We start from the raw sequence: 25,250 nt of genomic DNA on the forward strand, positions 1-25,250 counted from the left end.
TTGATCACTTTCACAAGGCATGGCGCACCGCTGGCAGGGTCAGCTCGACCACAAATCCGCCTTCAAAGGGGACATGCCATTCGATCCGCGCCGCGCTGCCATAGTGCGCATCGAGCCGGTCACGAACATTGGCAAGACCGATGCCGCTGCCCTTGTCGAGGTCGGTGGGAATGACATCGCCGTCATCGCTGACCATGATGTGGAGCACGTCGTCCACCTCATGCGCGGTGATGCGGATGGTGACGGGCCGGGTTGCACGGGCCACGCCATATTTGATCGCGTTTTCCACCAAGGGCTGCAGGATCAGGCCCGGAACGCAGCAAGACATCACCGCGTCCGGGACATCGATCTCGATCTTGAGCCGGTCGGGAAAGCGGACCGCCTCGATCGCCAGATACAGCCGTTGCAGCTTGACCTCGTCCTCGAGCGGCACATCGTCGAGTGGATCACCGGTCAGGCTGGTTCGGTAGAAGGTCGACAGGTTCATGATCATCGATTCGGCCTCGTCGGGCCGGTTGCGCAGCACCAGCGTCGAGAGCGAATTCAGCGTGTTGAACAGGAAATGCGGGTTCACCTGATAGCGCAAGCTACGCAGCTCCGCCTGCTGCGCGGCCTGCGCAAAGCGCGCTGCGCGGCGTTCGGCAGAACGGACCTCGCTGGCATAGCTTAGCGCCAGATACAGCATCGCCCACGACATCAGGAAATAATAGCTCGAGATCGCGAACTCGAGCACGATCGCGAGCGGATCGATCTCGGCGATCTTCTCGCGCAGTTCGCTGTCCTCGAACACGCTGATCGGATCATAGACGTTGAAGGCGAAATAGTTGAACGACGAAATCGCGAGCGCCGCAGGGATCGACCCGATGCAGGCTGCGATGATCCGCGGGGTGAGCGGCTTGTCCTCGAACCACCGCAGGCCCAGATACAGCGCGATGTTGGTGCTGATCCCGAACACGGTCACCGCGACCCGCCGGACGATCAGCTCCTCCTGCGCGGGAAAATCGAGCACCGCTGCACGCAGCGTGACGATGATCATGTAGAACAGCCAGAACCCCAGGATCGACAGCAGGGCAACCTGCTGGTCCACCCGGGGTCGGGAACTGCGGATAAGGGGTCTTTTCATTGGCCCTATTCTTAACCGCAGATGACTGACATGTCTTTACCGGCGCTGCCTGCTGGTCGAACCGGGAAATGGTTTGGTCGAAAGCGTGGGGCCAGCGCGCGGGGCCTATTGGGCGAGCGCGACCCCCGGGCTGCGCGGATCGGCATAGCCGGTCCACACACCGCCGGTCAGCTGCGCTGCATTGAGCTTGGAACCCAGGTCGCTCACCACCACCGGCTGACCGAACGCGGCCAGCGCCTCGCTCATCCCGCCCAGTTCGGTCTTGCCTTCCACGATCAGCGAACCGTTGCCGAAATAGATGTTGGGCAAGGCGAGTGCCTCGCCTGCGGGCAGGCCGAAATCGATCACCCCGATTAGCGCCTTGGTGACATGCATGATGATCCGCTTGCCGCCGGCAGAGCCAACGGCCAGCACTGGGCGATCGGAAGCGTCATAGACGATGTGCGGCGACATCGAGGACAACGGCCGTTTGCCCGGCTGCACCCGGTTGGCGACCTTCGCGCCGTTCCTTTCGGGTGCGAAGGTGAAATCGGTCATCTCGTTGTTGAGGAAATAGCCGTTGGCGATCAGCTGGCTGCCGAACGGGCCTTCAACCGTCGAGGTCATGCTGACGACATTGCCCGCTCCATCGACCGCCACAAAGTGCGTGGTGCCCTCGACCTCGCTCGAGATCGCGGCCGTCCGCGGCTCGGCTCCGGGCGGGTTGCCTGCCTCATAGCGGTTGAGCGCCCTGGCGGGATCGATCGTTGCTGCGCGGCTGGCGACATAGGCCGGATCGAGCAGGCCGTTGACGGGGACTGAGACGAAGTCGGCATCGCCCAGATACTGCTCGCGGTCGGCATAAGCGAGTTGCATCGCCTCTCCGATCAGGTGCCAGGTCTTTGGATCATCCTTGCCCAGCCGTCCGATATCGTGCGGCTGGAGCATGCCGAGGATCTGCTGGACGGTGGTCGCGCCCGACGAAGGTGGGCCCATGCCGCAGACCTTGTAGCCGCGATAGCGCGAGCAGACCGCAGGGCGTTCCTTGGCGGTGTAGGCCGCCAGATCGGCCATCGTCATCGGCGCAGGGTTGACGCCGGCCTTGCTCACCGCATCGACCAGCGCTTGGCCATGCTTGCCCGAATAAAACGCGTCGGGACCGTCTTTGGCGACCGCGCGCAGCAACTCAGCCAGCGCCGGGTTGGTGACCCGGTCGCCTGCGGCCTTGGGACCGGTGGCGTTCCAGTAGATCGCACGCGCATCAGGAAAGCGTGCCCAGATCGGCGCAAGCCGGGTCAGCGTGTTTGCAAGGACATTGCTGACCTCAAAGCCTTCGTCGGCCATCTTGATCGCGGGCGCAAACAGATCGGCCCAGGGCAGCTTGCCCCATTTGGCGTGTGTCATCGCCATCAGCCGGATGTTGCCCGGTACCCCGACCGCGCGGCCGCCTTGGAAGGCATCGATAAACGGCTTGGGCTTGCCATCCTCGCCCAGCAGCCATTGGTCCGTCGCAGCAGACGGCGCCATTTCGCGCCCGTCTATGGTGTTGATCTGGCCGGTCGCGGCATCATGATGCAGCAGCAGCCCGCCGCCACCGACGCCGGAGCTTTGCGGTTCGACCACGGCCAGCGTCAGCATCATCGCCATTGCGGCATCGGCGGCCGAGCCGCCCTTGCGCAACATCTCCTGCCCCGCGGCCGTCGCGCGCGGATCGGCGGACGAGACGACGCCCTTGCCTGCTTCGGCGGTGGCCGAGGAGTTTGTTGGCGCCGGAGCCTGTGCGTGGCAGGCGATCGACAGCGAGGACAGGGCGAAGGCGGCTGCGGTGAGCAGCGTGCGGGAGATTACAATCATCGTAGCGTTATAGCGCGGGGGCAGGAGGCGGCAAGCGTTGCCTCAGGTGAGCAATGCAACGCCTGTGCGGGCGGCGGGTTTGGGAGCCCAGAACTTCTCGTGGAAGAAGAACGCAACCGCGTTGACCATCGGTTCGATGATCGCAAGCCCGCCTGCGATCTCGAGCGATCCGGTGAAGGCATAGGCGACAGAAAACCCGATGGTGAGGTGCACCGCCAGATAGCTCAGTGTCTTGGCAAGATCGCGGGGCATCAGAAAAACTCCTGTCAGGTGGCAACAGGTTTATTGATAACCATTCGCAACAGGATGCGCCAATGAAGGATTTGGAGCGTGGTGATCGACTGGGGCGATCAATGTGGGTGTTGCGATAGTTTGGTTCACGCGAAGGCGCAAAGCCCCCAAGACAGGTCGTTTTCCGGCGAAAGCCGGAATACAGGGGCGTTGTTGCACTCCGGGACTCCTGGGCTCCGGCTTGCGCCGGAGAACGGATTGATCCGAAAATCCTCTTCGCGCCTTCGCGTGAAACCCTTTTAAGCCCCAGCGCTCAGTCCGCCCCGACAGCTTCGGCCAGCGTCGCAAAGCCGTCGCGCTTGAGCAGGGCCTTCAGCCCCCGGTTGATCTGCGCTGCCAGTCCGGGTCCTTCATACACCAGCGCCGAGTAGACCTGCACCAGCGAGGCGCCCGTGCGGATCCGGGCATAGGCGTCCGCAGCCGACGCGATGCCGCCGACACCGATCAGCGGGATCGCTCCGCCGCTGGCTTGCCGGAAATCGCGCAACCGCTGCTGCGCCAGATCGCGCAACGGCGCGCCCGACAGCCCTCCTGCCTCGCCTGCATGCCGCGAGCGCAGCGCAGGCCGTGAAATCGTGGTGTTCGACACGATCAGCGCATCCAGTCCCTTGTCGATCGCGATCCGGGTGATGTCGTCGATGTCGGCGGCTTCCAGATCGGGTGCGAGCTTGAGGAACACCGGGCAGCGGTTGGCCCCGCGCGCTTCCAGCACCGCATCGAGCAAGGCAGCGAGCGCGCCTGCGTCCTGCAGCGCGCGCAGCCCCGGCGTATTGGGCGAGGAGATGTTGACGGTCAGATACCGTGCCAGCGGCGCCATGACCCGGGTCATCGTCGCGTAATCGGCGATGCGGTCTTCGGAATCCTTGTTCGCGCCGATGTTGACGCCGATGATCCCGGACTTGGCCCCAGTCCTTTTCTGCCCGGCGACCAGCCGCTCGACCACCGCACCAGCGCCATCGTTGTTGAAGCCCATGCGGTTGATCACCGCTTTGTCCTCGACCAGCCGGAACAATCGCGGGCGCGGATTGCCCGCCTGCGGCAGCGGCGTCACCGTGCCGATCTCGACAAAGCCGAAACCGAAGCCGAACATCGCATGGGGGACTTCGGCGTTCTTGTCGAAGCCCGGCGCAAGCCCCACCGGCGTTGGAAAATCGATCCCTGCCACCTGCATTGCCAGCACCGGATCGAGCGCGGGCGGGGCCGATGCAGGCGCGAGCCGCAATGCCGCCAGCGTCAACCGGTGCGCGGTTTCTCCATCGAGAAGGAATATGGCGGGCCGGGCGAGCGAAAACAGCATGGGTCAGCCTATGGCTTTGCGACGGGCCGATGGTCAAGCGCCGCCTCTGGTGGTTTACCCTGTCGGGCAGACTGTATACGGTTTGATGCAATGCCCGGTCGAACAACAGAAAGTCGCTTCATGTCCATGCGTATCCTTGCCACTGCCTTGCTGATCGCTGCCAGCCCTTTGGCGATCTTGTCGCCGACCGCTGCCCAATCCGCGCCCGCAACCCCCGCCACGCAAGCGAACAGTGCAGAACTCGCCGCGTTCTTCGAGCAGGTCGATGCCGAAAATCTGGCTGCCTCGCCGCAGGGCAAGGCGTATCGCGGTATCCGGGATCAGGATTACGGCAAATGGAACGACCCGTCGGACGCGGCCGAGGTCGCCAATTTCGAGCGCGGGCAGACGGCGTTGGCGACGATGAAGGCGCGGTTCGACCCTGCCAGGCTGAGCGCGGAGGACCGTTTGAGCTACCGTTTGTTCGAATATCAGGCCGATCGCGCGGCCAAGGCGCACCCGTTCCGCCGCAATGGTTACATCTTCGACCAGATGAACGGCGCGCAAAGCCAGATGCCCGCGTTCCTGATCAACATCCACCGGGTTGCGACCAAGAGCGATGCCGAGGCTTATGTCTCGCGGTTGCAGGGGATAGGGCCGCAGCTCGATGGCCTGATTGCCGAATCGCAATCGCGTGCGCAGGCGGGGGTGATGCCGCCCAAATGGGTCTACCCGTTCGTGATCGACGATGCGCGCAACGTCATCAAGGGCGCGCCGTTCGACAGTGGCGCACCTTCGACGCTGCTCGCCGACCTGACCAAGAAGATCGAGGCGCTCGATATTCCGGCAGCCGAGAAGGCCGCGCTGATCGCGCAGGGCAGTCAGGCGCTGCTGACCAGCGTCAAGCCTTCATACGAGCGGCTGATTGCCGAGATGGAACGGCAACAGGCGATCGCCCCCGCCGAGGACGGCGTCTGGCGGCTCGAGAATGGCGCAGCTTATTATGCCGAGCGCCTTGCCAACTACACCACCACTGATCTCAGCCCCGACCAGGTCCACCAGATCGGACTCGACAATGTCGCGCGGATCCATGGCGAAATGCGCGAGATCATGAAGACCGTGGGCTTTGCCGGGACGCTGCAGGAGTTCTTCGCCTTCGTCCGCACCGATGACCGCTTCTATTTCACCACGCGCGAGGAATATCTGGCGACGGTCGATGACAAACTGAAAGCGATGACCGCCAAGCTGCCCGAATATTTCAACACCCTGCCCAAGGCGCCACTGACGGTGAAAGCGGTCGAGGCGTTCCGCGAAAAATCTGCTGGAAAGGCGTTCTACCAGAGCCCCGCGCCCGACGGCTCGCGCCCCGGCACCTATTATGTGAACCTCTACAACCTCAAGGATATGGCCTCGACCGAGCTTGAGGCGCTGGCCTATCATGAAGGCCTTCCCGGCCATCACCTGCAGCGCGCGGTGCAGACCGAGCTGGGCGACCTGCCCCCGTTCCGGCGCTTCGGCGGGGTCACGGCTTATACCGAAGGCTGGGGCCTGTATTCGGAGGAACTGGGCAAGGACATGGGCTTTTATGTCGATCCCTATTCGGACTTCGGCCGGCTGGGGATGGAACTGTGGCGTGCCTGCCGGCTGGTGGTCGATACCGGGATCCACCACAAGCGCTGGAGCCGCGAAGAAGCGATCCAGTATCTGACCGACAACACCCCCAATCCCGAAGGCGATATCTCCAAGGCGATCGAGCGCTATGTCGTTTATCCGGGCCAAGCCAACGCCTATATGATCGGCAAGCTCAAGATCATGGAACTGCGTGACCGGGCGCAAAAGGCACTGGGTTCCAAGTTCCAATATGGCCGGTTCCACGATGCGGTGCTGAAAAGCGGCCCTGTGCCGCTGACCGTGCTTGAGGAGCGCATCGATGGCTGGATCGCCATGGGTGGCTAGGTTCCACCAAAATTAACCAATTTTTGACTAGCGGGCAGATTTTCCACGATTTTTTGCGCGTGTCGAATTTGTCCAATCATCCCTGAGTGGCATCCCGTATAGCCCCCTTGCGACCCGAAGGGCTCAAGGCAGAGATGCCGAGAGTTCTTTTCCTATAAGGCGATCCTGCTCTCGTAGCGGGATCGCCTTTTTTTTGTTCCGCTTTCAGGGTATAGCTTTCCCCGGGTCGACATAAGAATAGCACCGGCACGGGAGAGGCGGGCAATCCGCCGCCTGCGGTACAGGTGGTTGGGGTCGCGTATGCCGAATCTTCAATATGCTCTTCCGGGCGAGTCGCTTCGCGAGTTTGTTTCGGTCTACTATCTGTTCGATAGTCCCGAACCCTATGTCATGGACGGCGAACGCGCGGCCATCGCTCAACTGCGGCTGGGAACGTGCGGAAGCGTGACGATGCACTTTCCCGATGGATCGAAGACCAAGATCAGTGGCGCCGCGCTGCTGGGGCCGACCACGGCTGCCGTCAAGTTCGAGATCGAAGGACCGTTCCATATGTTCGGACTGGGTATTACCGCTGCCGGCTGGGGCGCGCTGACCCAGCAAAGCGCTGCACAGTACCTCGACCGGATCGTGCCGGCGGTGATGGTGTTTCCCAATATCGAGCAGCGGCTCGACGAGGTCCGCGCACTTGATACGCTTCCTGCGATGTGCGCGGCTGCCGATGCCATTCTTGGTCCGATCATGGAACAGGCCAACCCTGAGATGGTCGCGTTCACCCGCGTGGTCGACCAATGGCTGGCATCGAGCGTGTCGCCGATGGTGACCGACCTGCACGCCAGGAGCAACCTGTCCGAACGGCAGCTCACGCGCCGGGTGAAGCAGTTGTACGGCATGCCGCCCAAGTATCTCTCGCGCAAATATCGCGCATTGCGCGCCGCACGCGCGCTGATTGACGCGCAGCCCGATGAGGCGGACTTCCTGCGCGATGCGTTTTACGATCAGTCGCACATGATCCGCGAATTGAAGCTGTTTGCAGGGACGACACCGACCCGGTTGCGCACCGGCGAAGGTGAACTAGCCCGGCTGATCGACCAGCGCAGCCAACTCAAAGGCAGCATCAACCCGCTGGTGGCAGAAACCTGACGTTGGCCTTAAAGGCCCTCGGCCGGTCAGACGCGCAGCTTAAGCTCGAGACGGTTGAGGCCAGCTTCGCTGCGGTAATCGACACTATCGGCCCAGGTACGGATTAGCGCGAGGCCGACCCCGCCACCTCGCTCGAGGTTCGGCATCTCGATGTCGTCCGCCTCGCGCGGATCGAACGGCGCCCCCGAGTCGGTCAGCGTCACGCGAACACTTCCGGCGTCGATGGACAGCAAAAGCGACCCAGTAAAACCTGGTGCCGACGCGGCGTGGTCGTAAATATTGGTAACGGCCTCTTCCACCAATATGGCGAGCTTGGCCTGATGCTGTGGTGCCAGGTCATTGGATGCACTGAACAATTGAGTCAGCGCGACTGCTCGATGTATCGATTCGGGACCATCTTCATCCAGGTCGCACGAATGCGGTTTGAAATTGCGCGAGATCATGCGCACGTTTATGCCACGATGGCGGGCAAGAGGGGATGCATATTATGAAATGCGGACTGCTTGTAACATTTTCACTTCTGGCGATGGCAGCCCAGCCGGCCTGGGCAGATATCGGCCGGGTCAAGAAGACCGCCGGCATAGCCTCGATCGAACGCAAGGGCGCGCGGGTCAATCCGGCGGTGGGCACGAGCCTGTTGCCGGGTGACGTCCTGGTCACCGGCAAGGGCGGCCAGATCGCGGTGACCTTTGCCGACAACACCCGGTTTTCGGTCGGCCCCAACAGCCGCATCGCGGTCGACAAATTCGATTTCGACAGGACCACCCGTTCGGGCGCGTTCGAGACACGCGTCGAGAAGGGGTCTTTGGGTGTCGTTTCTGGCCAGATCGCCAAGTCGCGGCGCGATGCGATGAAGGTACGGACCCCGACATCGCTGCTCGGGGTGCGTGGCACCCGTTTCATCGTCAACGTGCCCGAATGATGCGCCGAGCTGCCTTGGAGGCGGCACTGGCCGCGACTTTGCTGTCAGGCTGTGCAGGCCCCTCGCTGCTGTTGCTCGATAACGAGGACGGATCGGCCGAAGGCGCACTCGCGGTGATCGACGATCGGTGTGGCAATCCCGAAGGCTCGACCATCGCCGGATCGTTTACCCGCACCAAACTCAAAGGCTGCGCGCCGCGGCCCAAGGGGGTCGGCGCCGATGGCCTGAAGCCCGACGAACGCGCGCTGATCAATGATCTGCCGCCGCCGCCTGCACGCTTCATCATGTATTTCGTCCCCGATACAACCGATCTTGCGCCCGGGTCCGAAGGGATGATCGCGGCGCTCGACCTCCACTTCAAGGCGCGCCCCGGGGCCGAGATCGAGATCATCGGGTATACCGACACCGTGGGTAAAGCGGACTACAACCTCGTTCTCTCGCAAAAACGTGCCGATGAGATCAAGGGCAGGCTGGTGCAGATGGGTTTCCCCAGCGACGCCATCACCACGACCGGACGCGGCGAGACCGAACTGCGGTTCGAAACCCCCGACGAGACCGCAAATGGCGGCAACCGCCGGGTGGAGATCATCGTCCGCTGACCGGCGCGCTTGCCACATGCGATGGCGGGCGGTTAGACACGCACAATTGTCGATCAATCCCATTGCTGTTTTCCGGCGGAAGCCGGAATCCAGGGCGGTTGCCGTGCAAGCCGCTTCTGGACTCCGGCTTTCGCCGGAGAACGGCTTTGATTTGAACGCTTTGGAGTGTTCACCGACTCATGCTCACCGATATCCAGATTTCCCGCGCCGCCAAGCTCGAGCCTATTTCCGTTATCGCCGAGCGGCTCGGCCTCCAGCCCGATGCCATCGAACCTTATGGCCATTACAAGGCCAAATTGGACCTTGCCGCCGCTGGGATCGATACGAGCGCCGATGCTGAAGCTTCCCAGGGCAAGCTGATCCTGGTCACCGCGATCAACCCCACCCCTGCGGGCGAGGGCAAGACCACGACCTCGGTCGGGCTGGCCGACGCGCTGAACCGGATCGGCCGCAAGACTGTGCTGGCACTACGCGAGCCATCGCTGGGGCCGTGCTTTGGCACCAAGGGCGGGGCGACCGGGGGCGGCTATGCGCAGGTCGGGCCGATGGAAGACATCAACCTCCACTTCACCGGCGATTTCCATGCGATCACCAGCGCGCACAATCTGCTCGCCGCGATGATCGACAATCACATCCACTGGGGCAACACGCTCGACATCGACGTGCGCCGTGTCGTCTGGCGGCGGGTGCTCGACATCAACGACCGCGCGCTTCGATCCATAGTGCAGTCGACAGGCGGTGTAGGCAACGGCTTCCCGCGCGAAAGCGGCTTCGACATCACCGTGGCATCCGAGGTGATGGCGATCCTGTGCCTGGCGCGCGACCTGGCCGATCTCGAAGAACGGCTGGGGCGGATCGTCATCGGCTACACCCGAGCGAAGTCACCCGTAACCGCGAGCGACCTCAAGGCCGCAGGCGCAATGGCGGTGCTGCTCGCGCAGGCGATCAAGCCCAATCTGGTGCAGACGCTCGAGGGCAACCCCGCTTTGCTCCATGGCGGTCCGTTCGCCAACATCGCGCATGGCTGCAATTCGGTGATCGCAACGCGTGCGGCGCTGTCGCTCGGCGATTTCGTCGTGACCGAGGCAGGTTTCGGCGCGGATCTGGGCGCGGAGAAATTCTTCGACATCAAGTGCCGGCAGGCGGGGTTGAAGCCAGCCGCAGCGGTGATCGTCGCGACGGTGCGCGCGCTCAAGATGAACGGCGGCGTCGCCAAGGCCGATCTTGGCAGCGAGGATGTCGAAGCGGTGCGGCGCGGTAGCGTCAACCTGGTCCGGCATATCGAGAATGTCCGCATCTTTGGCGTTCCGGTGGTGGTCGCGATCAACCACTTCACCAGCGACACCGATGCCGAGATCGCGGTGCTGCGCGAGGCGGCAGCCGGGCAGGGAGCCGAAGCGCATCTGTGCCGTCACTGGGCTGATGGGGGCGCAGGTGCCGAAGACCTTGCGCAAGCGGTCGCAAGACTTGCCGATGAGGGTTCGGCCGACTTCGAGCCACTCTATCCTGATGACCTTTCGCTGATCGACAAGATCCACAGCGTTGCAACGCGGATCTACCGGGCGGATTCAGTCGCGGCCTCGCCTGCGATCCTGGCTCAGCTCAAAAGATGGGAAGAGGCGGGATATGGCCATCTGCCGGTGTGCATGGCCAAGACGCAGTACAGTTTTTCGGCTGACCCGTCGCTGCTGGGCGCCCCCACCGGGCATGTGCTTGCGGTGCGCGAGGTCAAACTGAGCGCGGGAGCGGGCTTCGTCGTCGCGATCTGCGGCGAGATCATGACCATGCCCGGCCTGCCGCGCGTGCCCGCAGCCGAAAGCATCCGGCACGATGCCACAGGCGAGATTGAAGGATTGTTTTGAGCGAACCCTCCCCTCCCACCTGCGGGAGGGGAGGGGCGTGTCTTTACCTGTTCATATCAGACTGGGTTACCGGCACGATCCGGATTTCGACGCGGCGATTCTGCGCGCGACCGTCTTCGGTGGTGTTCGATGCAACCGGCTGCGATTCGCCGAAGCCTTGGGTTGCGAGACGTGCAGGCTGGACGCCTCGGGTCGACAGATAGCTCGAAACCGATTGCGCCCGACGTTCGGACAGCGTCTGGTTATACGCATCGCTGCCAGTTGAATCGGTATGGCCATAGACGTCGATATAGGTGCTTTCATACTGCACCAGCGTCGATGCAACGTCGTTCAGCGTGGTGCGGAACTGTGGCTTGACTGCAGCGCTATCGACATCAAAGGTCACTTCGCTGGGCATGTTCAGCAACAGGCTGTCGCCATCGCGGACCACGTCGATCCCGGTTCCTGCAGTCTTCTGGCGAAGCTCGCGCTCCTGCTGCTCGAGATAATAGCCCACGCCTGCGCCTGCAATCGCGCCGATGCCTGCGCCGACGATCTTCTCGGTGCGGTCACGCCGTCCGCCGACGATGTCGCCGAGCAGATAGCCGCCCAGCGCGCCGCCGACCCCGCCAAGCGCGGCCCGGTTGATTCGCTGCTGGCCGGTTTCAGGGTCGGTGACGCACGCAGTCAGTGCCAGGCTCGAAAGACCGGCTAAAGCCGCGATGCGAAGGGTCTTGCTGTTCATAAAAGGTTGCTCCCAAGGCTGATTAAAATTCTATCGTACGTATGCCTCGTAACGTCTCACCGCCTTATTCGATCCTGCGCCTGAATGGTTCCCGAACCGGATTGTAACATCTGTTAATAACGCCTCTGTTGGATCAGCACGGCAGCTAGAGCATCCCTAACGAAATGGCGTGACACCGCGCTTTGCAGCGATATAGGATGGTCTCTTGCAATCAGCATAAGGCCCGATGGACCCTCTCCAACCTTTTCCGTGGCTCGACGTCGTCATCATTATGGCGTTGATCATTCTGAATGGCGTGTTCGCCATGTCCGAACTTGCGATCGTATCTGCCCGCACTGCGCGGCTTGAGGCGATGGCCAAGGATGGTAGCAAGGCTGCACGCACCGCGATCCGGCTGGGTGCAGACCCTGGCAAGTTCCTCTCCACCGTCCAGATCGGCATCACCCTGATCGGCATTCTGGCGGGGGCGTATTCGGGAGCGAGCCTTGGCGGACCGGTCGGCGACCGGCTGGCGCTGATCGGTGTTCCGCTCGACATCGCCGATAGCGCGGGCTTTGCGCTGGTCATCGGCGTCACCACCTACCTCTCGTTAGTAATCGGTGAGCTGGTGCCCAAGCAGTTCGCGCTGCGCAAGGCGGAGGAACTCGCGGTGATCATGGCGATCCCGATGGACCTGATGGCGCGTGGTGCGGCCCCTGTGGTCTGGCTGCTCGACAGCTCGAGCGCGCTGATCTTCCGGCTGCTCGGGCTCAACCGCCAATCGGAAAACATCGTCACTGCTGAAGAACTTCAGATGATCTTTGCCGAGGCGACCAAATCGGGGGTTATCGAAGAAAGCGAGCGCGCGATCATGTCGGGTGTCGTCAGGCTGGCGGGGCGTCCGGTGCGCGAGGTGATGACGCCGCGGACCGAGGTCGACTGGCTGCCTGTCGAAGCCGGGCTCGATGACCTGCGCCGGATCATGGCCAACTCTCCGCACAGCCGTCTGCCGGTGGCCGATGGTTCGGTCGATGCGATCATCGGCATCGTCACGGTGCGCGATTTGCTGACGGCGATCATCGAAGGCGCACCGCTCGATCTGGCGGCGTTGGTCCGGGCAGCTCCGATCGTGCCCGATCAGGTCGATGCGATGGATGCGCTCAAGGCGCTGCAGAAGGGTGAAGTGCCGATGGCACTGGTCCACGACGAATATGGTCACTTTGAAGGCCTGGTCACGCCTGCCGACCTGCTGCAGGCGCTGGTCGGGGACTTTGCCTCGGACCAGAGCGAGGGCGATTCGCCGATGGTCGTCGAGCGCGCCGATGGCAGCCTGTTGATTTCAGGCGCGATGCCTGCAGATGCTATGGCCGAACGATTGGGCATCGATCTGTCGGGTGATCGCGATTACGCGACCGCTGCGGGCCATGTGCTGTATTGTCTGCGTCACCTGCCCAAGGAGGGCGAGGTGTTCAACGATCAAGGATGGCGCTTCGAGATCGTCGATATGGACAACCGCAAGGTCGACAAGCTGCTGGTCAGCCGGATCGAAACCGAAGGCTGACGCTGGACGTGCCTCCGCGCTGTCGACGACAGGCCGGGGTGCGCCCTTACTGCGGCGCGCCGCCCCCTGCGCCCGGAGCGCCCACCGCACCGATGTTGCCGAACAGATCCTGGAAGAAGGTGCGGTCGCGGCCCAGCGTCGGGGTCTTCTTGCCTTCGGGGCTGATGTTGGCGACCTGATCGAGCCCAGTGAAATCGACAGTCTCGACATTGCCAGAAGGATCGAACCGGACCCGCATCACCTGCTGAGCAGTGGCGCGCGGGTTTGCAAAAGCGAGCTGGCGCGTGTCGCGTGCGAAATAGTACCATTCGTTGGTGGCATACTGGCCGGTGAAGGTTGGCCGACCCAGGGTACGTTCCACCGACTGGCGGTTGTCGACACCCGGAAGGATTTGGCCGGCCAGCGCCTGGTCGAAGATGAAGCCCTGATGTCCGCGCAACTGGCCGCAACCAGCGAGCAATGGAATCGCTGCAAGACCGATCAGCATGGCTGCCCGGGTGGAGCGGCGGTGCGGCGCGAGGGATTTCCGAGCTTTGCTGATCATCATCTTTCCTTGGCGGCGGTCCGCCTGACTATCGGGTTACAGGTCGCTGGGCTCTGGCCTTGCAGCCTTGCACAACTCTTGCAACTTGCCGTTCGCGCCTCAATATGCACTAAGCCCCTGCATCACAAGTGGCCAATGAATTGTGGCTTAACGCCGCCTTCTCCATCTGGAAATGCTCAACCATGTCCGTGTTCTCTCGAATATTCGCCCGCAAGGATCCGCGCCAGCAGGCGATGCCCGCCTATGAGCGGATCGTCGCGCTGGGACGCGATCCCTATTGGTATCTCGACGGTGGTGTCGAAGACAGCGTCGATGGCCGCTTCGAGGCGGTGACGACGGTGCTGTGCGCGGTGCTGCTGCGGCTCGAGGGTGATGATACCGACAGCGCGGTCCGGCATTTTTCGGTCTATCTGGCCGAACTGTTTGTCGACGATATGGACGGCCAGCTGCGTCAGAACGGCGTCGGCGACCTGATCGTCGGCAAGCATATCGGCAAGATGATGAGCGCGCTGGGCGGCAGGCTGGGAACCTATCGCGATGCGCTGGCAACAGGCGATACTGCGCAGATGGCCGAAGGCCTGCGCCGCAACCTCTATCGTGATGCTCCGGTCAGCGATGCGGCAGTCGCGGCAGCGGCGCAAAAGCTGGTCGATCTGTCCGCCAGGCTCAAGGCGTTGCCGATCAGCGCAATTATGCAGGGCGATTTCTGATGACCGAACCGGTGGAGTTTTCCCGCCCTGTCGATCTGCGCGCGCTGCCGCGCCAGCAGGTCGATCTGGTTGCCAATAAAACAGAGCGCACGGCTTTGGCCCGCCGCTTCGCGATCGTGTCGATCGATGCGCTCAAGGCAACCGCCAATCTCGAGGAAGGCGCCAGCGGCGTCGATGTCACCGGAACGATCATCGCCCAGCTGGTGCAGAGCTGCGCGGTATCGGGCGAGGATTTTCCGGTGCGCGTCAAGTCGGACTATCATCTGCGCTTCGTCCCGGAGGCGGATTACGAGGCCGCGATGCAGGCGGCAGGCGACGAGGTCGAACTGGCAACCGGCGATCTCGACACCATCGCCTATTCGGGCAGCACGCTCGATCTGGGCGAGGCGATCTCGCAGACGCTGGCGCTCGAGATCGATCCATATGCCGAAGGACCGGGCGCAGATGCAGCCCGCGCGCAATATGGCCTGTCCACCCCGGAAGAAAGCGGCCCGTTCGCAGCGCTCAAGGCGTTGAAGGAAAAACTGGGCTGAAACCGTCCGTCAGGGTACGCCTGCATTGCCCAGCAGCCGGTCGATGGCGGTCAGTGCCCGGGCATATTCGGGTGAGGTGACCGCTGTATAGTCGCGTTCGAATGCGGCCTGGTCCAGGCCTTCGGGCTTGGCCAGAAGCTCACGCGGCAGCAACTGCCCTTCGGTGATCGCTGCCAGGCGCGTCAGCACCGGGCGCGCCAGTTGCGGCTTGACCGCAGCGATGGCGAAACGCTCGCCAGAGCGGTCGGCTGACAGATCGACGAACGAGAAACCCGTGCCGCCATCCGTGCTGTCGGCCAGTTCCTTCCATGTCCCCATCGATCGCGCGACCTGGCTGCCCAATGTTGCTGCCAGCGCAGCAGACAGCGCCCAGTGCTTGGCCAGATCTTCGCGCCCGGCGAGTGTGACCGGATCGGCACTGGCTCCGCAGTCCGCCACCAGCCGCCGCGCTGTCCCGGCCAGCTTTTCGCGATATTCGGGCACCGCGCGCATCGCGATGGCGGTCAGCACCACGCGGTTGTGGTCTTCCGGTGACACACCGGCGGGCGCACCAATCGCTGCGGTCCTCCGCACCAGCATGGCAAGGTCGGCATCGGCTGTTCCGGCGATGGCGCAATAGACTGCGGCCAGTGCCCTGGGTTCCGGGGTGGTTCCACCGGCCTGCGCCAGCCCCGCCAATGCCGCACCGCGTCCGGGATTGATCAGCACAAGTTGCGCGCGCTCGGGAGTTGCGGTGAAGCTGCGCAGGGCCTTTGCCAGCGGGGTCGGCCGTGCAACATCGCCCTGGATACGCAGCCATACCCGCGCGAGCGCCCAATGGGTTACCGATTGCGGTATCGGCAGACGGCCCAGCGTCAGGGCTATGTCGGGCAGGTTGCCAGGTTCTTGCTCTTGCGACTTTCGCGCCGCAGCCGGACGCACGATGGCGGTGGCATTGATCCATGCTCCGCCCGCAATCTGGTGGCTGAGGTCGATGATCAGCTCGCCCGTCGGGTTGGCGGGGCTGGACGCCGCTCGCGTTTTGGATGTCGGCCTGGTCTGGGGCAGAACAGCGCCCAGCCGTGCCTGCATCCGCAGCGGTGAGAGCGCCTCGCTCCCGAGCGTGGCGAGGCCGGCAAGTTCGCGCTGCGACAGCGTGATCTGCACCGGTTCGCCGCGCGCGACATCGCTGCCGGTAATCTGCTGGAGCGCGCGCCGCGCCGCTGCGGCACTGGGGGTGTCGGGGGCACGCGGTTCGGGCACCGATGGCGAAAAGCTCAGCACCAGCGCGGCAAACAGGGCAACGAGCACCAACGGCCCGATCAGCAGCCAGCGCCAGCGCCAGGGCGCGCGCGGTGGCCCGGACGGCGCATCGGTCTCCAACAAACCGGTGTCAGACTGGGTCATGGGTCAAGCCTGGCGCGAATCGGCGGCCACGAGGGACGAATCGCAAACTGAAAGGGGGGCAACTGCGTGCCAAACATGCACGAAAAAGCGCCGGAAATCGAACGATCCCGGCGCTTTTTCGTGATTTGCGGTGACTGCTGTCGCTTATGCGGCGGGCAGTGCGTCCTGTGCCTGCTTGACCAGGGTCTTGAAGACCTCGGCTTCATGCATCGCGAGGTCGGCCAGAACCTTGCGGTCGAGTTCGACGCCTGCCAGCTTCAGACCGTGCATGAACTGGCCATAAGTGAGGCCTTCCATGCGGGTTGCAGCATTGATGCGCACGATCCACAGAGCGCGGAAATTGCGCTTCTTGGCCTTGCGATCGCGATACGCATATTGGCCTGCCTTTTCGACGGCCTGACGTGCGACGCGGATGGTATTTTTGCGACGGCCATAATAGCCCTTCGCCTGTACGAGAATGCGCTTGTGCTTGGCGCGGGTGGTAACACCCCGTTTGACGCGTGCCATGAACTATATCCTTTGAATGTCTAAGAGATGGGAGAGGCCGAGGGTTCAGCCCAGGCCGTACGGTGCCCATTTCTTGATGGTGCGGGCATCGGCATCGGAAATGACGCTGGTGCCGCGATTCTGGCGGATATACTTCGCGTTGTGGCTCATCAAACGGTGACGTTTGCCAACGACTCCGTGCTTGATCTTGCCGGTTGCGGTAAGCTTGAAACGCTTCTTCACACCGCTCTTGGTCTTCAGCTTGGGCATTTTGGTCTCCTTCGTTGGAAGTCCGTAAACAAGCGAACATGGCAGCCCATAACCGGCCAGCCCGCTTAGTCGGAAGCGTGCGCGCCTAGCGGGATTCGCGCAGCTTTGCAAGTCGGCATGTGAAGGGACGGTTGTGCACCGCCCCTTCACAGCAGATTACAGGCGGTGCATCGCGCAAACCTTGTTGCCCGCAGGATCGCGCAGATAGGCGAGATACAGCTTCATGCCTGCGCCTTCGCGCACACCTGGCGGATCTTCGATCGCGGTGCCGCCATGCGCCAGGCCCGCGGCATGCCAGGCATCGGCCTCTTCCTGCGTCTTGGCAGCAAAGCCAATCGTGCTGCCGTTGCCGCAGCTGGCAGGCTGGCCGTCGATCGGCTTGGTCAGCAAGAACAGCCCACCATTGTTCATATAGATGACCCGGCCCTTCGGGTCTACCATGCCTGGCTTGCCGCCCAGCGCGCCCATCGTTGCATCGTAGAAGGCCTTGGACGCATCGATATCGTCCGCGCCCAGCATGACGTGTGAAAACATGTATCTCTCCTGTCGTTATCCAGCCAGCTTTTAACCGGATAGTTAAATCACCATGGACAAGCCCTGTGGGCCTCGTCAATATCCGGCGGTGCAAAGACAGCGATTGGCCGCAAAAGGTCAAGGCGAAAAGGAGAGGGACGGGCGATGAGGCTGAAGGCTCTGATGGCGGCGGCGCTTGCGCTTATGGCGACGGCATGTTCGAGCGGCGGGGCCGAAAGCGGGGCCCAGGGAAGCAGCGGGATCGATGGCGCGCGGATCATCAACGCCGATGGCGGCGACTGGCTGAGCTATGGCCGCACCTATGACGAGCAGCGCTTCAGTCCGCTCGACCAGATCAACCCCGGCAACATCGGCGAACTGGGCCTTGCCTGGTATGCCGACATGGACACCGCGCGCGGACAGGAAGCCACGCCTTTGGTGATCGATGGAAAGATCTACATCACCACCGCCTGGTCCAAGGTGAAAGCGTATGACGCTGTCAACGGCAAGCCGCTGTGGGATTACGACCCCAAGGTGCCCGGCGAAACCGGGGCCAAGGCATGCTGCGACGTCGTCAACCGCGGCCTTGCCGCGTGGGGCAACATGCTGTTCCTCGGCACGCTCGATGGCCGGCTGATCGCGCTCGATCGCGGCACCGGTCGTGAAATCTGGACTACGGTCACGGTCGATCAGGCCAAGTCGTACACCATCACCGGCGCGCCGCGCGTCATCGACGGCATGGTGATCATCGGCAATGGCGGCGCGGAATTCGGTGTGCGCGGCTTTGTCGCGGCCTATGATGCGGCGACCGGCAAGCAATTGTGGAAGTTCTACACCGTACCCGACCGCCCCGGCGCCAACGAGGCCGAGTACCTAAAGGCGGCCGAGAACACATGGAAAGGCGAATACTGGAACATCGGCGGCGGCGGCACGGTGTGGGACGCGATGGCGTATGATCCCGATCTTGGCCTGCTGTACGTCGGCGTCGGCAACGGAAGCCCGTGGAACCAGGCCTACCGCTCACCCGGCGGCGGTGACAATCTGTACCTTTCCTCGATCGTCGCGATCCGGGTGAAGACCGGCGAATACGCCTGGCACTACCAGACCACCCCGGGCGAGACCTGGGACTATACCGCCACCCAGCACATCATGCTGGCCGACCTCGAGATTGGCGGCAAGGCCCGCAAGGTGCTGATGCAGGCGCCGAAGAACGGCTTCTTCTACGTCATCGACCGCGCCACCGGCGAGTTCATCTCGGCCAACAACTTCGTCCCCGTCAACTGGGCCACCGGCGTCGATCAGACCACGGGACGACCGATCGAAAACCCCGAGGCGCGGGTCGACAAGACCGGCAAGCCCTTCATCGTCTCGCCCGGACCACTGGGCGCGCACAACTGGCACCCTATGGCCTATGACGCCAGGCAGAAGCTCGTCTTCATCCCCGCCCAGATCACCGCCTATCCCTATATTCCGGCGGCAGGGTGGAAGCCTTCGAAGCTGGGCTTCAACGTCGGCATGGACACCGCCAACAACGCGATGCCTGCCGACAATGCGGTGCGTGAGGCCGCGAAAAAGGCAACCAAGGGCGTGCTGATCGCCTGGGATCCGGTGGCGCAGAAGGAACGCTGGCGGGTCACTCTTGGCGGACCATGGAACGGCGGCGTGCTAGCAACAGCGGGCGGGCTGGTCTTCCAAGGCAATGCAATGGGCAATTTTGTCGCCTATGATTCGGTGCAGGGCAAGCAATTGTGGAGCTTCCCCGCGCAGACCGGCGTGGTCGCAGCGCCGATGACCTTTGCGATCGATGGCCAGCAATATGTCGCGGTGCTCGCCGGATGGGGCGGGGCTTGGGCAATTACCGCAGGCGTGCTTAGCGACATGTCAGGCCCGGTCCGCAACATTTCGCGGCTGCTGGTGTTCAAGCTTGGCGGCAAGGCCAAGCTGCCAGCCATGCCCGCAGCCGATGAGTTGCCGCTCGATCCACCGGCGCTGACCGCAGCGGCAGATGTCTTGGCTGGTGGCGCAGTGCAGTATGGCCGCTATTGTACGGTGTGCCATGGCGATGCGGCGATACAGGCCTCGGGGCGCGGCGGCATCATCCCCGATCTGCGCTATTCAGGTACGCTGACCAGTGCAGAAAACTGGCAGATGATCGTTCATGATGGCGCGCTTAAGGACAACGGGATGGTGAGCTTCGCATCGGTGATGACCAAGCCGCAGATCGACAGCATCCGCCACTATGTGATCGCGCGCGCCAATGAGGATGCCAGGCTGAACGCGTCCCCGATGACCCGGAAAGTCGCGGCGCAATAGGCCCGCTCGGCACCCCCGGACCCGCCAGCTGCCAATCCCAAGCGGCTTCATCGCGCAAAACAAAGGCCCCGGAAGTAGCGATTCATCGCGCTTTCCGGGGCCTTTTTCAGCCAATTATGGCAGTGCGCTGCCTTGTGGGCAGCCTTGTTCCGGTCACTCGCTGCTTGACGGCAGTACCGTTGGCAGCACCGGAGGCTGCGAGGCTGCCGCCGGCGCGGCGCCGGGTGCACTTGCCGGCTGGGCCATCGTGGTAGCCGGGCCTGCCTGCGCGGCACGCATCTCAGGGCTGCCATAAAGCGCGATCCACTTTTGCAGATCGGTCTGATAGTTCTCGTAGGAGGCATAGAAGCGGTCGAATACGCCTTCGAGCGTCGGCAGTGCGCGCGCCGAGAAGGTCACCAGCTCCTTGGAAGGCTGGGCGTTGGCCTCTTGTCCAAGCACCAACGCTGCATCGCAGAAATCATACTTTACCGGTGGGAAGGCGAAGAAGTTGTAGACCTGCGTGTTCTCGGTATCGCGGATGCGGGCAAAGCCGTTGCCATACCGCTTGCGATATTTTTCTTCGACGATCTTGTTGATCCGGTCGAGCTCGCGCTTGTGGGTCTTGATGAACACATTGTAGTCGTCGGTGATGCGCGCGTGCTGCGGGCTCTGGCAGTTGAGCGCAGCGACATTGAATGCAGCGCGGAAATACCAAAGCTTCTCGTTGTCATCGATGTCGCGCATCGGCGTATCGCGCAGGCCATCGGGGCGCACCTGGGGCAGAGCCATCGCCATCATCGCATTCGACGGCGGGCTCGGCATCCGTGGTGGCGCGATGATGACCGGCGGTGGCGGCGGCGCAACCGCGATCGGTGCGGGCTTGGCACCGCCACAGCCTGAAACGAGGGTGGTCATGCCGACCGCGACGGCCAGAGCTGATGCTCGGTTGAGGCCCATACGTGCCATTTGGTGATTCTCCCGGTGCCGCGCGATCAGGCATATGCCCCGGTGCGGTCTCATGGACATGATTCTATGCCCGCCAAGTCATGATCTCAACACCAAAACGGTGAACCGTGAAATGGTGCAATTGGCTTTGCCCACTCGTCGCGCGACGAGCCGAGTCCCTCGAGCGGCAGGCCGATCGGCCAGGCAATAAAAAACCCGGCGGATCGCTCCGCCGGGTTTTAAGGATTCCAAGGCTTTCCGGGCAGATTATTCGCGGCTGCCCATGATGCTCAGCAGCGCCTGGAACATATTGATGAAGTTGAGATACAGGCTCAGCGCACCCATGATGACCACCTTGCCCATCATGTCGGTTCCCGCGACATACGAGTAGGTGCTCTTGAGGCGCTGCGTGTCATAGGCGGTCAGGCCGGCAAAGATCAGCACTGCGGCATAGCTGATCACCAGACCCATTACCGACGACTGCAGGAAGATGTTGAGGATGCTGGCGACGATCAGGCCGACGACACCCATGATCAGGAAGCTGCCCCAGCCGGTGAGGTCCTTCTTGGTGGTGTAGCCGAACAGGCTGAGGCCTGCGAACGCAGCAGCGGTCGAGAAAAACGCCAGCGCGACGCTCTGGCCGGTGTAGACCAGGAACACCGTCGACATGCTCAGGCCCATCAGCAGCGCAAAGCCCCAGAACATCGCCTGCAAGGCGGGAGTCGAGAACTTCTGCATGCCAAAGCTCATGGCAAACACGATCGCGAGTGGCGAGAAGATGATCAGGTACTTCATCAGGCCGGGGCCGAACATGATCTGCGCGGCCATGCCCGACTGGGCGAACAGCAGCGCCACCACGCCGGTCAGCAGGATGCCGCTGGTCATGTAGTTGTAAATGGACAGCATATAGGAACGCAGGCCGGCATCCGTCGCGGCGCTGGCTCCTACACCCTGTTGCGCATCGAACGAACCGGCACGAAGTCGATCCGTCGTACGAGGATCAAAACGGTCAGCCATCGAAAAAATCTCCTTTGCCCAGCATAGTTGCCGGATAGCCACAATATCGCCCTTCACCGCAGGAATTTCAAGCGAAACCGGTGTTCTGTTCGTCGTGCTTTGCTAATGAACTCCTTAACCATGCGCCTGTTCCTTGCCTTTGTGCCGCCGCCGTCTATTCGCCAGACCCTGCTGGGCACCATGCACGCGCTGCCGGGTGCGCGCTGGCAGAGCGATGCGCAGCTGCATGTCACTCTCCGCTTCATCGGTGATGTCGATCGGCACTGCGCCGATGCGCTGATGCTGGCGCTGCGGCACGAGCGGTTCGCGCGTATCGAGGCGCTGCTCGACGGCTTTGGTCATTTCGAGCGGCGCGGGCGGGTGGATCAGCTCTGGGCGGGCTTGGGGCCACGCGAGCCGCTCAATGCGCTGCACGCCAAGCTCGATCGGCTGTGCGTTGGCATCGGGCTCGAGCCGGAGGGTCGCAGGTACGTGCCGCATATCACGCTGGCGCGGCTTGCCCGCAGCACCGCGCCTTCACCCGAGCAGCTTGCCGGGTGGCTGAGCGCGCAGCCACCATTGCCGAGCGACACCTTTGTCTTCGACCGGCTGGTGCTGATGGAAAGCCATATGGGCCGCGACGGAAGCATGTACGAGCCGGTGTTCGAGATAGGGATGGGATGAGGACCGCTTTCCAAGCCCGTTCTCCGGCGAAAGCCGGAGTCCAGGGGCGATGTTGCTCTGCCGGCGCCCTGGTTTCCGGCTTTCGCCGGAAAACGATCAATGCGTGTGGCGAGACTAGCCGATCTCGACCACCATTCCCGGCACCAGCCGTGGCAGCAGCATATCCATATCGCTGCGGGCAATTGCGACGCAGCCTTCGGTGCTGCGCGCATCTGCCGGCTTGGCCTCGTTCCACAGATGAAAGAAGATCGCGCTGCCCGCGCCGGGCACTGGCGGCGAATCATTGTGGCCCAGCACCAGCACCACATCATACAGCATGTCCTCGCGCTGCAGCGTCTCGGCGCTGAATGCGTGCGGCAGGCGAACCGGGCGGTTGTAGGCGGGGTCTGAAGGATCGTCCGACCAGCCATCTCCCGGGCTGGTCCAACGCCAGGGAAGCGCGAAATCCGGCGGCGGGGTGGCGCGGCCCGGGCGAAACAGCACCGCGCGGATCGGCCAGCGGCCTCGCGGGGTACAGCCATCGCCCTCGTTTTTGGCATCGGCAGCGCACGCGCCGCTGCGTCCGATGGTGCAGCGCGTGGTCCAGTCGCCCAAGGTGACGGTCAGCGCCGCTGTATCGACGTAAAGTACGTTCACGCGGTTCGTGTTGCTCACAACTGGTGCCCGGTCCGGTCGCGCTTGGTCACCAGATATTCGGCATTATGTGGATTGGCGGGAATCAGCAACGGCATCCGCTCGGCGATCTCGACGCCCAGGTTGGCAAGCACCGCCTGCTTTTGCGGATTGTTAGTCATCAGCCGGATCGCGGGAACGTGCAGCGCCTTGAGCATCTGGGCTGCGACCGCAAAATCGCGTGCATCGGTGGGGAACCCCAGCCGGTTGTTGGCATCGACCGTATCGAAGCCTTGGTCCTGTAGCTGATAGGCGCGCAGCTTGTTGATCAGGCCGATGCCGCGGCCCTCCTGGCGCAGATAGAGCAGGATGCCCCATTGCGCGTGCGCCATCGCGTGCAGCGCGCCGTGCAGCTGCGGCCCGCAATCGCATTTGAGGCTGCCCAGCACATCGCCGGTCAGGCACTCGGAGTGCAGGCGTACCACGGGCAGGCTGTCATCGGGTGTGCCGACGATTAGCGCGACATGCTCGTGGAAATCGGCGTCCGAACGGAAGGCGACGATCTCGGCCGAATCACTCGCGCTCACCGGCAGCCGCGCGCGCGCGGCGATGCGCAGCGTGCTGGGGTCGGCATATGCGGCAACATCGGCAGGGGTAGCGACCGGCGCATCGGCTTCGGCCTCAGTCAGCACATGATATGCAGGGAGCAGTCCCGCCAGACGGGCCAGCTGCATTGCGGCTTCTGCGGCCAGGGGCGCGGGCAGCGGCTGGGCCGCAAACGGGCCTTTCATCGGACGCGCCAGATCGAGCGAAGGATCGGCAATCGCGACCGCCAGCGCCGAATCGAGCGGGCCGGGCACCGCGATGCACACCGGCGCGTCGGGCCGGGCGGCTTCCTTCTGGTTGGCAAGCTTGAGCGTGATCGCACGAGCCGCCGAGATCAGCATCCGGGGCCTTGCCGTATCCGGCGCGGTCCCGGTTTCGACCGGACGCAACGCCAGCTGCCCATCGGGCGCATCGATGATGATATCCCAGCCCCGGGCCAGCGCGTCGAGCGCCCGGGCCGCAGCGCGCGCGTTCATAAGGCCAGAAACCGGAACGCGCGTTCCATCAGAACAGGAACTCGCTCATCAACGGGGCGTGGTCGGAAGGCTGCGGCCAGCCGCGGCAGGGCTCGACCACGCGATGGCTCTTGACCGTGTCGACGATGTCGGGCGAGACCCAGATATGGTCGAGCCTGCGGCCTCGATCGGAGACCGACCAGTCGCGCGCGCGATAGCTCCACCAGGTGAACAGCCGCTCGGGCGCGGGATAGAATTTGCGGCCGATGTCGACCCAGCCGTGCGCGTCTTGCATCGCCTTCAAGCGCGCGATCTCGATCGGGGTATGGCTGACGGTGTTGATCAGCTGCTTGTGGCTCCAAACGTCGTCCTCGAGCGGGGCGATGTTGAAATCGCCCAGGATGATCGTGCGTCCGGTAAGCCCGCTCGACCACTGCGTCATCCGCTCGATAAAATCGAGCTTCTGGCCGAACTTGGGGCTGACATCGCGGTTGGGGATCTCGCCGCCGGCAGGAACATAGACGTTCTCAAGCCGCACCGTGCCGCCCAGAGGTCCGGTGATGTTGACACCGATGTGCCGCGCCTCGCCATTGGCCTGCCAATCGAGCCGGGCATCATCGCTGAGCCGGACCTTGCTGATGATCGCCACGCCATGGTGCATCGGCTGACCGTTCAGCTTCTGGAAGTTGTAGCCCAGCTGGCGAAACGGTCCTTCGGGAAAGTCACCGTTGATCACCTTTGTTTCCTGCAGGCACAGGATGTCGGGCTGTTCTTCTGAAAGAAAGCGGAGCACTGATTCCAGCCGGAAACGGACCGAATTGATGTTCCATGAAGCGATTTTAAGGGGGGAAGCCATGGCAAGGCTCTAGCCAGCGATCCTGCCAAACCCAAGCCCTAAACGCGGGTTGGATCGCAAAAGGGCGCAAAAAACCCTCGTCCCGGGGGCATT

General features: G+C 63.1%; 26 protein-coding genes. 10 read left to right on the forward strand and 16 right to left on the reverse strand.

The window, feature by feature from the left end; genetic code table 11:
- Positions 1-10: 10 nt before the first annotated feature.
- From IEW00_RS13575 to IEW00_RS13590, 4 genes are all read right to left on the reverse strand, one after another.
- Positions 11-1,123, reverse strand: coding sequence for a sensor histidine kinase (locus IEW00_RS13575; protein ID WP_188514970.1), 1,113 nt, complete (start codon positions 1,121-1,123; stop codon positions 11-13).
- A 105-nt stretch (positions 1,124-1,228) separates the two neighbouring features.
- Entirely contained in the window at positions 1,229-2,956 is a 1,728-nt protein-coding gene (ggt, locus tag IEW00_RS13580) for a gamma-glutamyltransferase (RefSeq protein WP_188514971.1), read from the reverse strand.
- A gap of 42 nt (positions 2,957-2,998) precedes the next feature.
- Entirely contained in the window at positions 2,999-3,208 is a 210-nt protein-coding gene (locus IEW00_RS13585; RefSeq protein ID WP_188514972.1) for a DUF2061 domain-containing protein, read from the reverse strand.
- 292 nt (positions 3,209-3,500) lie between these two features.
- Positions 3,501-4,544, reverse strand: a complete 1,044-nt coding sequence (locus IEW00_RS13590) for a quinone-dependent dihydroorotate dehydrogenase (protein WP_188514973.1) — start codon at positions 4,542-4,544, stop codon at positions 3,501-3,503.
- Between the two features lie 120 nt (positions 4,545-4,664).
- Here IEW00_RS13590 and IEW00_RS13595 point away from each other — a divergent pair, with 120 nt between their 5' ends.
- Together IEW00_RS13595 and IEW00_RS13600 are read left to right on the forward strand one after the other, a co-directional pair.
- Entirely contained in the window at positions 4,665-6,479 is a 1,815-nt protein-coding gene (locus IEW00_RS13595) for a DUF885 domain-containing protein (RefSeq protein WP_188514974.1), read from the forward strand.
- Between the two features lie 300 nt (positions 6,480-6,779).
- Complete coding sequence (locus IEW00_RS13600) at positions 6,780-7,619, forward strand: AraC family transcriptional regulator (protein WP_188514975.1); 840 nt, start codon at positions 6,780-6,782, stop codon at positions 7,617-7,619.
- Positions 7,620-7,645: 26 nt separating this feature from the next.
- Here the strand turns inward: IEW00_RS13600 and IEW00_RS13605 are convergent, their stop codons facing one another.
- Positions 7,646-8,062, reverse strand: coding sequence for an ATP-binding protein (locus tag IEW00_RS13605; RefSeq protein ID WP_229737069.1), 417 nt, complete (start codon positions 8,060-8,062; stop codon positions 7,646-7,648).
- Between the two features lie 83 nt (positions 8,063-8,145).
- Between IEW00_RS13605 and IEW00_RS13610 the strand changes: the two genes are divergently transcribed.
- The 3 genes from IEW00_RS13610 (at position 8,146) to IEW00_RS13620 (ending at position 11,002) form a co-directional block, all read left to right on the forward strand.
- Positions 8,146-8,541 (forward strand): FecR family protein, encoded by a 396-nt coding sequence (locus tag IEW00_RS13610; RefSeq protein ID WP_188514977.1) that lies wholly within the window; start codon positions 8,146-8,148, stop codon positions 8,539-8,541.
- Positions 8,538-9,140, forward strand: a complete 603-nt coding sequence (locus IEW00_RS13615; protein ID WP_188514978.1) for an OmpA family protein — start codon at positions 8,538-8,540, stop codon at positions 9,138-9,140. Before IEW00_RS13610 ends, IEW00_RS13615 begins: the two co-directional genes overlap by 4 nt.
- Positions 9,141-9,319: 179 nt before the next feature.
- Complete coding sequence (locus tag IEW00_RS13620; protein WP_188514979.1) at positions 9,320-11,002, forward strand: formate--tetrahydrofolate ligase; 1,683 nt, start codon at positions 9,320-9,322, stop codon at positions 11,000-11,002.
- A 43-nt stretch (positions 11,003-11,045) separates the two neighbouring features.
- Here IEW00_RS13620 and IEW00_RS13625 read toward each other — a convergent pair whose 3' ends face one another.
- Positions 11,046-11,726, reverse strand: coding sequence for a YiaD family glycine zipper/OmpA-like lipoprotein (locus IEW00_RS13625; RefSeq protein WP_188514980.1), 681 nt, complete (start codon positions 11,724-11,726; stop codon positions 11,046-11,048).
- 226 nt (positions 11,727-11,952) lie between these two features.
- Here IEW00_RS13625 and IEW00_RS13630 point away from each other — a divergent pair, with 226 nt between their 5' ends.
- The gene (locus IEW00_RS13630; protein WP_188514981.1) at positions 11,953-13,266 is read left to right on the forward strand and encodes a hemolysin family protein; all 1,314 of its coding nucleotides are present in this window, start codon (positions 11,953-11,955) and stop codon (positions 13,264-13,266) included.
- A gap of 46 nt (positions 13,267-13,312) precedes the next feature.
- On the opposite strand, the gene IEW00_RS13635 is transcribed toward IEW00_RS13630, so the two are convergent.
- A complete protein-coding gene (locus tag IEW00_RS13635) occupies positions 13,313-13,813 on the reverse strand; it encodes an outer membrane protein assembly factor BamE (protein WP_188514982.1) in 501 nt (166 codons plus the stop codon).
- A 179-nt stretch (positions 13,814-13,992) separates the two neighbouring features.
- Here IEW00_RS13635 and IEW00_RS13640 point away from each other — a divergent pair, with 179 nt between their 5' ends.
- Together IEW00_RS13640 and IEW00_RS13645 are read left to right on the forward strand one after the other, a co-directional pair.
- The gene (locus IEW00_RS13640) at positions 13,993-14,520 is read left to right on the forward strand and encodes a ubiquinol-cytochrome C chaperone family protein (protein WP_188514983.1); all 528 of its coding nucleotides are present in this window, start codon (positions 13,993-13,995) and stop codon (positions 14,518-14,520) included.
- Positions 14,520-15,053, forward strand: coding sequence for a YceD family protein (locus IEW00_RS13645; protein WP_188514984.1), 534 nt, complete (start codon positions 14,520-14,522; stop codon positions 15,051-15,053). Before IEW00_RS13640 ends, IEW00_RS13645 begins: the two co-directional genes overlap by 1 nt.
- Positions 15,054-15,062: 9 nt before the next feature.
- Here IEW00_RS13645 and IEW00_RS13650 read toward each other — a convergent pair whose 3' ends face one another.
- The 4 genes from IEW00_RS13650 to IEW00_RS13665 all read right to left on the reverse strand — a co-directional run bounded on the left by IEW00_RS13650 (position 15,063) and on the right by IEW00_RS13665 (position 17,729).
- Entirely contained in the window at positions 15,063-16,439 is a 1,377-nt protein-coding gene (locus IEW00_RS13650) for a hypothetical protein (RefSeq protein WP_188514985.1), read from the reverse strand.
- Between the two features lie 144 nt (positions 16,440-16,583).
- Positions 16,584-16,946 (reverse strand): 50S ribosomal protein L20, encoded by a 363-nt coding sequence (rplT, locus tag IEW00_RS13655; RefSeq protein WP_188514986.1) that lies wholly within the window; start codon positions 16,944-16,946, stop codon positions 16,584-16,586.
- Positions 16,947-16,991: 45 nt separating this feature from the next.
- Complete coding sequence (gene rpmI / locus IEW00_RS13660) at positions 16,992-17,195, reverse strand: 50S ribosomal protein L35 (RefSeq protein ID WP_017669464.1); 204 nt, start codon at positions 17,193-17,195, stop codon at positions 16,992-16,994.
- Between the two features lie 156 nt (positions 17,196-17,351).
- Positions 17,352-17,729, reverse strand: a complete 378-nt coding sequence (locus IEW00_RS13665) for a VOC family protein (RefSeq protein ID WP_188514987.1) — start codon at positions 17,727-17,729, stop codon at positions 17,352-17,354.
- 144 nt (positions 17,730-17,873) lie between these two features.
- Here IEW00_RS13665 and IEW00_RS13670 point away from each other — a divergent pair, with 144 nt between their 5' ends.
- Positions 17,874-20,021 carry a PQQ-dependent dehydrogenase, methanol/ethanol family gene (locus IEW00_RS13670; RefSeq protein WP_229737045.1) on the forward strand — a complete coding sequence of 716 codons (2,148 nt, stop codon included), beginning with the start codon at positions 17,874-17,876 and terminating at the stop codon, positions 20,019-20,021.
- A gap of 153 nt (positions 20,022-20,174) precedes the next feature.
- On the opposite strand, the gene IEW00_RS13675 is transcribed toward IEW00_RS13670, so the two are convergent.
- Positions 20,175-20,969, reverse strand: coding sequence for a hypothetical protein (locus IEW00_RS13675; protein ID WP_188514988.1), 795 nt, complete (start codon positions 20,967-20,969; stop codon positions 20,175-20,177).
- Between the two features lie 246 nt (positions 20,970-21,215).
- Positions 21,216-21,965: a Bax inhibitor-1/YccA family protein gene (locus IEW00_RS13680; protein WP_188514989.1), complete on the reverse strand. Its 750-nt coding sequence runs from the start codon at positions 21,963-21,965 to the stop codon at positions 21,216-21,218.
- A 120-nt stretch (positions 21,966-22,085) separates the two neighbouring features.
- Between IEW00_RS13680 and thpR the strand changes: the two genes are divergently transcribed.
- The gene (thpR, locus tag IEW00_RS13685) at positions 22,086-22,628 is read left to right on the forward strand and encodes an RNA 2',3'-cyclic phosphodiesterase (RefSeq protein ID WP_188514990.1); all 543 of its coding nucleotides are present in this window, start codon (positions 22,086-22,088) and stop codon (positions 22,626-22,628) included.
- Positions 22,629-22,742: 114 nt separating this feature from the next.
- Here the strand turns inward: thpR and IEW00_RS13690 are convergent, their stop codons facing one another.
- The 3 genes from IEW00_RS13690 to IEW00_RS13700 are packed head-to-tail and all read right to left on the reverse strand — an operon-like array spanning position 22,743 to position 25,157.
- A complete protein-coding gene (locus IEW00_RS13690) occupies positions 22,743-23,264 on the reverse strand; it encodes a L,D-transpeptidase family protein (protein ID WP_188514991.1) in 522 nt (173 codons plus the stop codon).
- A 14-nt stretch (positions 23,265-23,278) separates the two neighbouring features.
- A complete protein-coding gene (gene ribA / locus IEW00_RS13695; RefSeq protein WP_188514992.1) occupies positions 23,279-24,322 on the reverse strand; it encodes a GTP cyclohydrolase II in 1,044 nt (347 codons plus the stop codon).
- Between the two features lie 28 nt (positions 24,323-24,350).
- Positions 24,351-25,157 carry an exodeoxyribonuclease III gene (locus IEW00_RS13700; protein WP_188514993.1) on the reverse strand — a complete coding sequence of 269 codons (807 nt, stop codon included), beginning with the start codon at positions 25,155-25,157 and terminating at the stop codon, positions 24,351-24,353.
- Between the last annotated feature and the right edge of the window lie 93 nt (positions 25,158-25,250).

The organism is Blastomonas aquatica (assembly GCF_014639875.1).
GTDB lineage: Bacteria > Pseudomonadota > Alphaproteobacteria > Sphingomonadales > Sphingomonadaceae > Blastomonas > Blastomonas aquatica.

Coding starts and splice junctions, on each gene's coding strand:
- IEW00_RS13575 (WP_188514970.1), bottom strand. CDS start 1,123: ATGAAAAGACCCCTTATCCGCAGTTCCCGACCCCGGGTGGACCAGCAG.
- ggt (WP_188514971.1), bottom strand. CDS start 2,956: ATGATTGTAATCTCCCGCACGCTGCTCACCGCAGCCGCCTTCGCCCTG.
- IEW00_RS13585 (WP_188514972.1), bottom strand. CDS start 3,208: ATGCCCCGCGATCTTGCCAAGACACTGAGCTATCTGGCGGTGCACCTC.
- IEW00_RS13590 (WP_188514973.1), bottom strand. CDS start 4,544: ATGCTGTTTTCGCTCGCCCGGCCCGCCATATTCCTTCTCGATGGAGAA.
- IEW00_RS13595 (WP_188514974.1), top strand. CDS start 4,665: ATGTCCATGCGTATCCTTGCCACTGCCTTGCTGATCGCTGCCAGCCCT.
- IEW00_RS13600 (WP_188514975.1), top strand. CDS start 6,780: ATGCCGAATCTTCAATATGCTCTTCCGGGCGAGTCGCTTCGCGAGTTT.
- IEW00_RS13605 (WP_229737069.1), bottom strand. CDS start 8,062: ATGATCTCGCGCAATTTCAAACCGCATTCGTGCGACCTGGATGAAGAT.
- IEW00_RS13610 (WP_188514977.1), top strand. CDS start 8,146: ATGGCAGCCCAGCCGGCCTGGGCAGATATCGGCCGGGTCAAGAAGACC.
- IEW00_RS13615 (WP_188514978.1), top strand. CDS start 8,538: ATGATGCGCCGAGCTGCCTTGGAGGCGGCACTGGCCGCGACTTTGCTG.
- IEW00_RS13620 (WP_188514979.1), top strand. CDS start 9,320: ATGCTCACCGATATCCAGATTTCCCGCGCCGCCAAGCTCGAGCCTATT.
- IEW00_RS13625 (WP_188514980.1), bottom strand. CDS start 11,726: ATGAACAGCAAGACCCTTCGCATCGCGGCTTTAGCCGGTCTTTCGAGC.
- IEW00_RS13630 (WP_188514981.1), top strand. CDS start 11,953: ATGGACCCTCTCCAACCTTTTCCGTGGCTCGACGTCGTCATCATTATG.
- IEW00_RS13635 (WP_188514982.1), bottom strand. CDS start 13,813: ATGATGATCAGCAAAGCTCGGAAATCCCTCGCGCCGCACCGCCGCTCC.
- IEW00_RS13640 (WP_188514983.1), top strand. CDS start 13,993: ATGTCCGTGTTCTCTCGAATATTCGCCCGCAAGGATCCGCGCCAGCAG.
- IEW00_RS13645 (WP_188514984.1), top strand. CDS start 14,520: ATGACCGAACCGGTGGAGTTTTCCCGCCCTGTCGATCTGCGCGCGCTG.
- IEW00_RS13650 (WP_188514985.1), bottom strand. CDS start 16,439: ATGACCCAGTCTGACACCGGTTTGTTGGAGACCGATGCGCCGTCCGGG.
- rplT (WP_188514986.1), bottom strand. CDS start 16,946: ATGGCACGCGTCAAACGGGGTGTTACCACCCGCGCCAAGCACAAGCGC.
- rpmI (WP_017669464.1), bottom strand. CDS start 17,195: ATGCCCAAGCTGAAGACCAAGAGCGGTGTGAAGAAGCGTTTCAAGCTT.
- IEW00_RS13665 (WP_188514987.1), bottom strand. CDS start 17,729: ATGTTTTCACACGTCATGCTGGGCGCGGACGATATCGATGCGTCCAAG.
- IEW00_RS13670 (WP_229737045.1), top strand. CDS start 17,874: ATGAGGCTGAAGGCTCTGATGGCGGCGGCGCTTGCGCTTATGGCGACG.
- IEW00_RS13675 (WP_188514988.1), bottom strand. CDS start 20,969: ATGGCACGTATGGGCCTCAACCGAGCATCAGCTCTGGCCGTCGCGGTC.
- IEW00_RS13680 (WP_188514989.1), bottom strand. CDS start 21,965: ATGGCTGACCGTTTTGATCCTCGTACGACGGATCGACTTCGTGCCGGT.
- thpR (WP_188514990.1), top strand. CDS start 22,086: ATGCGCCTGTTCCTTGCCTTTGTGCCGCCGCCGTCTATTCGCCAGACC.
- ribA (WP_188514992.1), bottom strand. CDS start 24,322: ATGAACGCGCGCGCTGCGGCCCGGGCGCTCGACGCGCTGGCCCGGGGC.
- IEW00_RS13700 (WP_188514993.1), bottom strand. CDS start 25,157: ATGGCTTCCCCCCTTAAAATCGCTTCATGGAACATCAATTCGGTCCGT.